The sequence below is a fragment of the Sphingobium scionense genome (genome assembly GCF_014197035.1).
In the GTDB taxonomy this organism is placed as follows: domain Bacteria; phylum Pseudomonadota; class Alphaproteobacteria; order Sphingomonadales; family Sphingomonadaceae; genus Sphingobium; species Sphingobium scionense.
Genome location: NZ_JACIEU010000033.1, coordinates 35,686 through 44,241 on the forward strand (window position 1 = coordinate 35,686; position 8,556 = coordinate 44,241).

An 8,556-nucleotide genomic window follows, 5' to 3' on the forward strand; every position below is an offset into this window, starting at 1 on the left:
CGGCGCGCGACGCCATTCCTAGGCGTCCGCTTCGGCGACCGCGCGATAGGCATGCCAGGTGGCATGACCCAGCCATGGGAAAATAAGGATGAGCCCGAGAAGTCCCGTTGCCGCGCAAAGAATGAAAAGCGCCAGCACGATCCCTCCCCACACGACCATGGGTGCAAGGTTGTTCCATACGAGCGCCATGCTGGTTCCCATCGCCGTGAGAGCATCGACCTTCCTGTCGAGCAACATTGGAATGGCAAAAACGCTGATCGCAAAGGCGAACGACGCGAACAGGCCCCCTACCGCGGTGCCTACCCCGAGAATGATCCAACCCACAGGCTCGGTCACGAGCAAGGCGGTAATGTGCGTCAGGCCGGGGAACGGGCGAACGCCGAAAAACAGGGCATAGATGAGGACCGCCGAACGAATCCACAAAAGCATCAGAAGGCTGAGCAGCAAGCCGGTGAAATAGACCTGTGGCCCTGCTGCGGGTTTTACGAGAAGCATTCGGCGCAGACCAATTGTCTCGCCCTGCTCGCGGGTCCGGCTCTTTTCATAGAGTCCGACGGCGAGCAGCGGAGCGACGATCATGAAGCCGGCAAGCGCGGGAAAGAGGATATAATCTCGCCCGTACAGGGCGAGGATCGCGACCGCGGCGACCGAGAGGGCAAAAATGCCCAGACCGTAAAGAAGGCTCGGGACCGGCCGATCCATCAGATCGCGCCAACCCGCTCCAAGCCAGCGCAAGCCGACGAGCGGTGAGAGGTGGCGCTGAAGTCGGGCGTTCCTGGTTTCATCGATCCCCGACGTTTCGGTCAGCAATCCGTAAGAGGCGCTCTCCTCAGTCATATCCAGCAACCTTTCAGCATGCCGATTTCGCCGCGCGATACTGGCCGCTCTCGCTCGCTCGCTCCTTCAAATGCCCCACACAATCCGGTTGCGATTGAAAGGCTACGTAAAGGAAATGCGCATTCGCGAGCACAAACAGGAGCAGCCCCGCCACTACGAGGCTCCAAACAAGCCATCGTGATCTGCGTCGCGTCGCTCTCATGGCGCCGGTAAACTCAGTGAGTGAACATAGAGTGCCAAAATCTTGATATCGGCGGCGCTCAGCCGTTCGTCCCAGGTCGGCATATGGCCTTGGCGACCGCCATGCACCGTCTCGACAATCTGATCGAGGTCGCCTCCATAGATCCAGCGCGCATCCGTTAGATTGGGCGCGCCGACATCGCGTTTGCCGCGCGCATCCTCGCCATGGCAAATCGCGCAATTCGACATGAACACCTCGCGCCCCGACAATACCGAAGCGCGATTGGCCGCCGTCACGAATTTGGGATGCGACAGGGAATAGATGTAATTGGCCGCCAGACTGACCTGATCGGCGTCGAGAATGCCATCCCGTCCGAACGACGGCATCTGAGAGGTTCGCCCTTGCGGATGCTCCACATTGACCCCGACACGCATGGTCTGGGCGATTGTTTCGAGATCGCCGCCCCAGATCCAGTCGTCGTCGGTCAGATCGGGATAGCCATAGCCACCCTTGGCATTGATGCCGTGGCAGGCGGCGCAATTATCGCCGAAAAGCCGGTGCCCCGTGCTGCGCACGATCGCCATGAGCTGAGGGTCGGCCGCGATCTGTTCGAGGTTCTCGCTTTCGATCCGCTTCATCCAGGCAGCGCGGCCCGCCTGCGCATCGACCAAATGCTTCTCGACCGATGTGCGCTGGTCCGTGTTGAGTATGCCCTTGGTGTAAGTATGGCCCACTGGCCAGGTCGGCATGAGGATCCACCAGGCGAAGGCGAAAAGATGCGTGACGATCAGAAAGATCAGCACGCCTTTCGGAACCGGCGTATCAAGCTCCTTGATGCCGTTCCAGATGTGGCCGGTCGTGTCGCGGCCGCTGACCGGATCGCGTTCTACGTCCACGGCTTGTCATCCTGATCGAGAACGCTTTGCTTGGCTCTGTCGAACTTCTTTCGGTTGGACGGACGGAACGTATAGATGAGCACGCCGATCATCAGCCCGATAAGGTAGAACAGCCCCCAGCTTTTCGAGAATGCGACGAGAGCGTCGTGGCTTATATCCATGGGTCTCTCCTCTTCATTTCACCGGCTCCGGCGGCTTCTGGGGGGCAGCCGTGTTCTTGTACGGCGCATCGGTCAGCCGCCCCAAGACCTGCAGATAAGCTACCAAAGCGTCCATTTCGGTGACTTCGGTCGCCACATCGTCGAACACGCGCACCTGCGTTTCTTGGCCGTAGCGATCCGCAACACCGGACGACGTCGAGCTTTCCGGCGTCGCCTGATCGTAAGCATCGATGCTGGCGTTTTCGATCATCGCGTCGGTGTAGGGGACACCGGCAGCGCGCAGGGCTTTCAGATGTAAGGGCAGATCATCGAGCCGCAGCGTGGTGCGCGCCAGCCAGGCATAGGCCGGCATGTTGGAATCGGGCACCACATCGCGCGGATTGGTCAGATGCGCTACATGCCAGAAATCCGAATATTTGCCGCCGATGCGGGCAAGATCCGGGCCGGTTCGCTTCGAGCCCCAGAGCATCGGATGGTCATACTTGGACTCGACCGCCAGAGAATAAGGCCCGTAGCGCTCGACCTCATCCTGCAAGGTGCGGATCATCTGGCTGTGGCAGGCATAGCAGCCCTCGCGAACGTAGATATTCCGACCTGCCAGTTCGAGTGGTGTGTAGAGCCGCATGTCAGGCACCTTCTCCACTGTCTCATCGATCGTGAAGAGCGGGGCGATTTCGACGAGACCCCCAACACTGGCGGCCGCGACAATTGCGAGCACGAAGCCGATGGCGCTTCGCTCAAGCTTGCGATGAAAGAGTTCGGCCATCGCTCAGCCCCTCGCCACCGCTGTGGCGGCATTCAAAGGAACGTCGCCTTCTACCGGCGCGCTAGATGGCGCTGCGCGAATGGTCCTCCACATATTGTAAGCGCCGATCGCCGCTCCGATCAGGAACAAAAGGCCGCCGAGGGTGCGCGAGATGTAATAGGGATACATCGCTCTCAGCGAGTCGAGGAACGAATAGGCGAGCGTGCCTTCCTCGGTGTAAGTCCGCCACATAAGACCCTGGATGATGCCGGAATTCCACATTGCAAAAATGTAGATAAGGGTCCCGGCCAGCGAGAGCCAGAAATGCCACTCGACGAGCGCCGGCGAATACATTGTCTCGCGCTTCCAGAGCGAGGGAACCAGCGTATAGAATGAGCCGAAAGTAATAAGTGCGACCCATCCGAGCGCGCCTGCGTGAACATGGCCCACGGTCCAATCGGTGTAATGGGACAGCGAATTGACAGGACGGATGGCGAGGAACGACCCTTCGAAGGTCGAAATGCCGTAGAACACGGCTGCGACCATCATGAAGCGCAGCGTGGCATCGTCGCGCACGCGGTGCCAGGCGCCATTTAGCGTCAGCAAGGCATTTCCGGCCGAAGCCCAGGACGGAACGAGAAGCATGACCGAGAACGTCATCCCCAGCGTCTGCACCCAATGCGGCAGCGCTGTATAATGAAGATGATGCGAGCCAGCCCACATGTAGAAAAATGTGATGCCCCAGAAGCTTAAGATCGACAGCCTATAGGAAAAGATCGGCCGCTGCGCCCGTATCGGCAGATAATAATAGAGCATCCCCAGAAAGCCGGCCGTGAGGAAGAAAGCGACGGCGTTGTGGCCATACCACCACTGCACCATCGCATCCTGCACGCCCGACCATATCGTATAGCTCTTGGCGTGCCCCAGCGAGACGGGGACAGCGAGATTATTGATGATATGCAGAATTGCGACGACGAGGATGAAGGCCATGAAATACCAGTTGGCCACATAGATGTGGGGTTCTTTGCGGCGCGCCAGCGTCCTGATGTAGAGGACGAAATAGGTCACCCAGACGATCACCAGCCAGATGTCCGCATACCATTCGGCTTCGGCATATTCCTTCGATTGGGTGACACCCAGCAGATATCCGCTGGCGGCCAGGATGCAGAACAGATTGTAGCCGACAAGGACAAACCAGGGGGAAAGCTGATCGGGAAGCCGCGCGCGCGACGTACGCTGCACGACATGCAGCGATGTCGCGATAAGCGCGTTCCCGCCAAATCCAAAGATCACGCCGCTTGTGTGAACCGGTCGTAGGCGGCCGAAGCTCGCCCAGGCGCCATCGAATGTCAGATCGGGAAACGCGAGTAGGGCCGCCACCCATACTCCCACGAACATGGCGACCACCGCCCAGGCCATGCTCGCGATGATGCCGGCCTTGATCGGCTCATCATAGTAGCTCTCGAGGCGGGATCTTGGCGGCTCCGGTCCCCATAAATCTCGGATTACGACAACTGCGCAAATGGCACCGAACACCAGGATCAACCACCCGTGAACTTCCATCGTGTCTTGGGTGCCTGCGGCGGCGAGAACCAACCCGCCCAAGGCGACAGCGACAGAAATTCCGAGTGCGATCTGTCGCTCGGCTTCGGTCAATGTCAAAATCATGGCCGATCAATCCCCCCTTTTTGGTTGCTGCCATGCGGTTTTTTAGCGCAGCATTGCCTCCGGGGAGCGGGCCACGGAACTTGCGCATAAGCTGCAACACCTTAGTCCGCTCCGGGTTCCCGCCACGGCTGCTCCGAGCAGCCAATCGGCACGATGCCGGTCACCAGTCAATTCCTTCACAGCAATCCATGACTGCCTGCCACGGCGCCGAGAAGCGTGACCACTGCAAGACCCAGAAGCCCGCGATGAACGACCTCCATGCGATCGAAGTCTGCGGCAGGCTTCAACGACTCCTCCATGCGCCGATGAAGAAACAGCGGCTCGATCACGAACAGCATCGCCGCGAAAATCGCCCAGAGGCCAACCATCGCGTGCATCCACCAGAAACGCAGATCGGCGAACCGATCCCACATCTGCCCGCGCTCCACCATCCAGAAGCCGCTGACGCCGGCAAGCAGCACCCACACACGCGCTTGCGCCGCGAAACTGCCTTCGAGCTTGTGGAAGGCCGCCAGCCTGTCAGCTGGCGGATGCGCACGGCGAATGAACGGCATCACCACGAGCGTGACAAAGGCAACGCCTCCGATCCAGAACATAACCGCCAGGACATGAATTGCCCGGGCTATGGTGATATCGCCCATCCCCTACTCCATCAGGCTGCCAGCAGTTCGTCCGCCGGGCCGAAAAATTCGTAGTGAATTCGGTCGGACGGCACGCCGGCGAGCGACAAGGTCGAAACCGCGTGACGCAGGAACGGGCGCGGTCCGCAAATGTAGTAGTCGGCTTCACCGACCGGCGTGTTGGCGACGAGCCACTCATCGGTGATGATGCCGGCGACATCATAGTCCTGGCCCTGCGCTTCGCCTTCAAGCGGAGTTTGATGGAAATCAGTAACCGACACCGCCTTGCCCTGGCCGGCGACAGCGCGAACATGGTTGCGCATCGCATGCGTGTCGCGATCATGGGTCCCGTGAATATAATGAACGGGTACTTCGGCGCCGCTCTGCGCGAGCGCTTCGAGCATCGCCACCATCGGGGTCAGACCTACCCCACCGGACAGGAGGATGACCGGACGTTCGACATGATCGGCAAGGAAAAACTCCCCCGCTGGCGCGGCCACCTTTAGCACCGTTCCGGGCCTAGCCTCGTCATGGAACCATCCTGAGGCCAGGCCATGTGGTTCACGCTTGACCGAAATGCGGTACGTTTCCCCATTGGGGGCGGCCGAAATCGAATAGTTGCGCTTGACCGGCGGATGACCGGGAATCTCCAGCCAGAAAGTCAGATACTGCCCCGGCTTGTGCTGCATGACGGGTCCGCCATCGACCGGGCGGAGAATGTAGGAATTGATGACGCTGCTCTCGCGCAAGACGTCTTCGACGCGGAAGTCACGCCAGCCATTCCATCCGCCCGCCGCGTCCTTCTGCTCTGTGTAGACCCGCTGCTCGCGTGCGATCAGGATATTGGCGAGGAACCAGTAGGCCTCGCCCCATGCCGCAAGGATTTCCTCCGTTGCTGCATCTCCCAGCACCGCCTTGATCGCGCCAAGGAGCGCCTCGGCAACGTGCGGATAGTGCTCGGGCAAAATCTGAAGGCCCACATGCTTTTGCGCGATCCGCTCAACAGCAGGCGCAAGCGCACCGAGATTTTCAATATTGCTGGCATAGGCGAGAATGGCGCCCGTGAGCGCACGCGGCTGCGATCCGGAGTCGCCATGATGCGACTGATTGAAAAGGTCGCGGATTTCCGGGTTCTGGAACATCCGGGAATACATTTCGTGTACGATGTCCAGACCATGCGCTTCCAGCGCGGGAACGGTCGCCTTGACGAGCGCGATCGTCTGATCGCTAAGAGGTTGCGACATGAACTTCTCCTTCTGAAATGCGTTGAAATTTCCGGCAATGTCAGCGCGCGGGCGGCTGATCGTAGAAATCGACCTGCATCTTCATTGACCCCATCGGCGTCACGAAATGCGGCTGCTGCGGCAGAACCAATCCTGGCTGGTTCGGTGTCAGCACGATCTCCGAAGGCGGATCGAGATAGGTGAGCTTAAGCTCGCCTTCCAAAACGCGGATCAGGCCCCAGACACCGGCCTTGGTATCGTGTCGCGCCCGCAAGGCAGCCGGTAGCGTATCCTGATCAAACACCGGTGTGGAACGATAGGGAAGGATGTCAGGCATGGCTTTGCACTCTCCGCCTTGGGCAATCCAGCGTATCGGAATTGATTGCCGAGCCTTCCGCGCGTTGCCGATCGAGCCGAAAAAACACGGCGAGCTGCAGGCTTTCGGCGATCCGCTTCGCTTTCGCTTGCAAAGCGGCGGCGGCTTCGGGCGACATCATTTCGTTGGTCGTTTCAGCCCAAAGCGTTAGCCATCGGTCGAAGAGCGCCGGCGTAATACGCGATTTGTGCTTTAAATGAGCCGGCACCGGTTGACCCTTGTATCGACCACTGGTGAGCATTACCGATGACCAGAATGCCGCCAGCTTTTCGAGATGTTCCGGCCAATCGCTGATCGCGTCGTTGAAGATCGGCCCCAGCTCGGCATCCTCTCGTACCCGCGCATAGAACAGCGTCACGAGACGGCTCAGCCCTTCTTCGTCAACCTGCCTATCGTCATCCATTGACCGACTCCGAAATCATGTATCTATGCTACATGTATCACCGGGTTGGAAACATGCAACAAGAATGCATATATATTAGTGCAGCGTCGATTGGGCGCTGTGACCGGGAAGCGACATGAAGCTGACGCGCTACACCGACTATGCCCTTAGGGTGCTGCTTTACCTTGGAGCGCGGCCTGATCGGCTATGCTCGATTTCCGAGATGGCGGGTGCCTATGCGATCTCGCAAAACCATTTGATGAAGGTGGTTCACGACCTCGGAAAAGCAGGCTTTGTAGCGAGCGCTCGGGGACGTCTTGGCGGAATTCGGCTCGCGCGACCGCCGGGTGAGATTATCATCGGATCGGTCGTGCGGCACACGGAGGATGGGTTCGATCTGGTCGATTGCGGAAGCTGCATCATCGCGCCGGCGTGCGGAGCGACGGGCGTTCTTCGCGAGGCGCTTGCCGCATTCATGGCCGTGCTCGACAGCTACACGCTCGACGACCTGTTGGCGAGGCGGGTCGATATGCTCAGTCTCTTTGCACCCGAAGCGGTATAGAGGCTCTGCCGATGGAGGAGGAATGCGCGCGCTATCGTTGTGAGGGAGAAGATGGCTCGCCGATCACCGTTTTGGAGTTTCAATACTTCGGTCAAGCTGAAACGAAACCCGGCCGACGCCGTTACCCAGGTGCGCAGCGCCTAGCTCTCTCTACCGGAGAGCCTGTCCGGTATATCGACCCCACCACATTTGAGGTCATCGGCAGCGGAGAGCTTCTTCGGCGATGCGACCGAACCTGAGGCGCGTGCCGCCCTTTGCCAGTTTTCTCGGCGAACCAACTCCTCAAAGCGGCAGAGCGGGATCGAATCCGGGGTCTCGCTCATGCACCAAACCCCTTCTCCAGACCAGCAATCAGATCGTCCAAATGCCCAAGCCCAATCGAAAGCCGTAGCACGCCATCGCTGATGCCGGCCATTTGCCGCGCCTCGCCCCGCGAACGGCCGACACACCCGAAACCCGTCGTTCACGGTTGTACTGTTGAATGGCAGGAAAGTCCCAAGACTAGACCTGAACTGGCACAGGACTCGAACTATTGCGTCCATCGCCGTCCAGCCTTTTCCACGAATTGAAGGCATGCTAGTGATGCCCCGGCGATTTCGTACGTCAATGATTTGGCAGAAAAATCAATCGCTTAGGATGCCCTGCAGAAAGCTCTTCTGCCCCATCGTCCAGTGACGTCCAAGCTGGTCCAGCAGCGTCCTGATATCAAGAGACTGGAACGGCGTAGCCCAGTCTAACGATGACCTTCTGAGGCATCTCATTCATCACCGCAGTTGCCATCGGTGATCAGCGCTTCGTGGCTGCTGCCGACCAAAGCACGAACCCGCTCCGCGGGAGGGTCGCTTGGGGTGACGTAGCGTAGTATTTGTGAGGCTTTCGGCGGGGCGGCGTCGCCCGCCGACGGT

The 8,556-nt window shown here is 59.5% G+C and carries 11 protein-coding genes; 1 reads left to right on the forward strand and 10 read right to left on the reverse strand.

The window, feature by feature from the left end; genetic code table 11:
- Nucleotides 1-18: 18 nt before the first annotated feature.
- From GGQ90_RS24885 to GGQ90_RS24925, 9 genes are all read right to left on the reverse strand, one after another.
- Nucleotides 19-837, reverse strand: coding sequence for a DUF2189 domain-containing protein (locus GGQ90_RS24885; protein ID WP_188084257.1), 819 nt, complete (start codon nucleotides 835-837; stop codon nucleotides 19-21).
- 198 nt (nucleotides 838-1,035) lie between these two features.
- Entirely contained in the window at nucleotides 1,036-1,914 is an 879-nt protein-coding gene (gene ccoP / locus GGQ90_RS24890) for a cytochrome-c oxidase, cbb3-type subunit III (protein ID WP_188084258.1), read from the reverse strand.
- Nucleotides 1,905-2,075, reverse strand: a complete 171-nt coding sequence (locus GGQ90_RS24895) for a cbb3-type cytochrome c oxidase subunit 3 (RefSeq protein ID WP_046192588.1) — start codon at nucleotides 2,073-2,075, stop codon at nucleotides 1,905-1,907. The genes ccoP and GGQ90_RS24895 overlap by 10 nt, the downstream gene beginning before the upstream one ends.
- 13 nt (nucleotides 2,076-2,088) lie before the next feature.
- On the reverse strand, nucleotides 2,089-2,841 hold the full coding sequence (gene ccoO, locus GGQ90_RS24900; protein ID WP_188084259.1) for a cytochrome-c oxidase, cbb3-type subunit II: 753 nt from the start codon (nucleotides 2,839-2,841) through the stop codon (nucleotides 2,089-2,091).
- Between the two features lie 3 nt (nucleotides 2,842-2,844).
- Complete coding sequence (gene ccoN, locus GGQ90_RS24905) at nucleotides 2,845-4,488, reverse strand: cytochrome-c oxidase, cbb3-type subunit I (RefSeq protein WP_223178441.1); 1,644 nt, start codon at nucleotides 4,486-4,488, stop codon at nucleotides 2,845-2,847.
- A 176-nt stretch (nucleotides 4,489-4,664) separates the two neighbouring features.
- A complete protein-coding gene (locus GGQ90_RS24910) occupies nucleotides 4,665-5,129 on the reverse strand; it encodes a hypothetical protein (protein WP_100237248.1) in 465 nt (154 codons plus the stop codon).
- An 11-nt stretch (nucleotides 5,130-5,140) separates the two neighbouring features.
- The gene (gene hmpA / locus GGQ90_RS24915) at nucleotides 5,141-6,352 is read right to left on the reverse strand and encodes an NO-inducible flavohemoprotein (RefSeq protein ID WP_100237247.1); all 1,212 of its coding nucleotides are present in this window, start codon (nucleotides 6,350-6,352) and stop codon (nucleotides 5,141-5,143) included.
- A gap of 40 nt (nucleotides 6,353-6,392) precedes the next feature.
- Nucleotides 6,393-6,668: a TehB family protein gene (locus GGQ90_RS24920; RefSeq protein WP_031308569.1), complete on the reverse strand. Its 276-nt coding sequence runs from the start codon at nucleotides 6,666-6,668 to the stop codon at nucleotides 6,393-6,395.
- Nucleotides 6,661-7,110, reverse strand: a complete 450-nt coding sequence (locus tag GGQ90_RS24925) for a group III truncated hemoglobin (protein WP_100237246.1) — start codon at nucleotides 7,108-7,110, stop codon at nucleotides 6,661-6,663. Before GGQ90_RS24925 ends, GGQ90_RS24920 begins: the two co-directional genes overlap by 8 nt.
- 115 nt (nucleotides 7,111-7,225) lie before the next feature.
- On the opposite strand from GGQ90_RS24925, the gene GGQ90_RS24930 reads away from it, so the two are divergent.
- Nucleotides 7,226-7,651: an Rrf2 family transcriptional regulator gene (locus GGQ90_RS24930; RefSeq protein WP_100237245.1), complete on the forward strand. Its 426-nt coding sequence runs from the start codon at nucleotides 7,226-7,228 to the stop codon at nucleotides 7,649-7,651.
- Nucleotides 7,652-7,970: 319 nt separating this feature from the next.
- Here the strand turns inward: GGQ90_RS24930 and GGQ90_RS24935 are convergent, their stop codons facing one another.
- Nucleotides 7,971-8,066, reverse strand: a complete 96-nt coding sequence (locus tag GGQ90_RS24935) for a PLP-dependent transferase (protein ID WP_157801191.1) — start codon at nucleotides 8,064-8,066, stop codon at nucleotides 7,971-7,973.
- Between the last annotated feature and the right edge of the window lie 490 nt (nucleotides 8,067-8,556).

Coding starts and splice junctions, on each gene's coding strand:
- GGQ90_RS24885 (WP_188084257.1), bottom strand. CDS start 837: ATGACTGAGGAGAGCGCCTCTTACGGATTGCTGACCGAAACGTCGGGG.
- GGQ90_RS24930 (WP_100237245.1), top strand. CDS start 7,226: ATGAAGCTGACGCGCTACACCGACTATGCCCTTAGGGTGCTGCTTTAC.
- GGQ90_RS24925 (WP_100237246.1), bottom strand. CDS start 7,110: ATGGATGACGATAGGCAGGTTGACGAAGAAGGGCTGAGCCGTCTCGTG.
- GGQ90_RS24920 (WP_031308569.1), bottom strand. CDS start 6,668: ATGCCTGACATCCTTCCCTATCGTTCCACACCGGTGTTTGATCAGGAT.
- GGQ90_RS24895 (WP_046192588.1), bottom strand. CDS start 2,075: ATGGATATAAGCCACGACGCTCTCGTCGCATTCTCGAAAAGCTGGGGG.
- GGQ90_RS24935 (WP_157801191.1), bottom strand. CDS start 8,066: ATGGCCGGCATCAGCGATGGCGTGCTACGGCTTTCGATTGGGCTTGGG.
- ccoN (WP_223178441.1), bottom strand. CDS start 4,488: ATGATTTTGACATTGACCGAAGCCGAGCGACAGATCGCACTCGGAATT.
- ccoO (WP_188084259.1), bottom strand. CDS start 2,841: ATGGCCGAACTCTTTCATCGCAAGCTTGAGCGAAGCGCCATCGGCTTC.
- GGQ90_RS24910 (WP_100237248.1), bottom strand. CDS start 5,129: ATGGGCGATATCACCATAGCCCGGGCAATTCATGTCCTGGCGGTTATG.
- hmpA (WP_100237247.1), bottom strand. CDS start 6,352: ATGTCGCAACCTCTTAGCGATCAGACGATCGCGCTCGTCAAGGCGACC.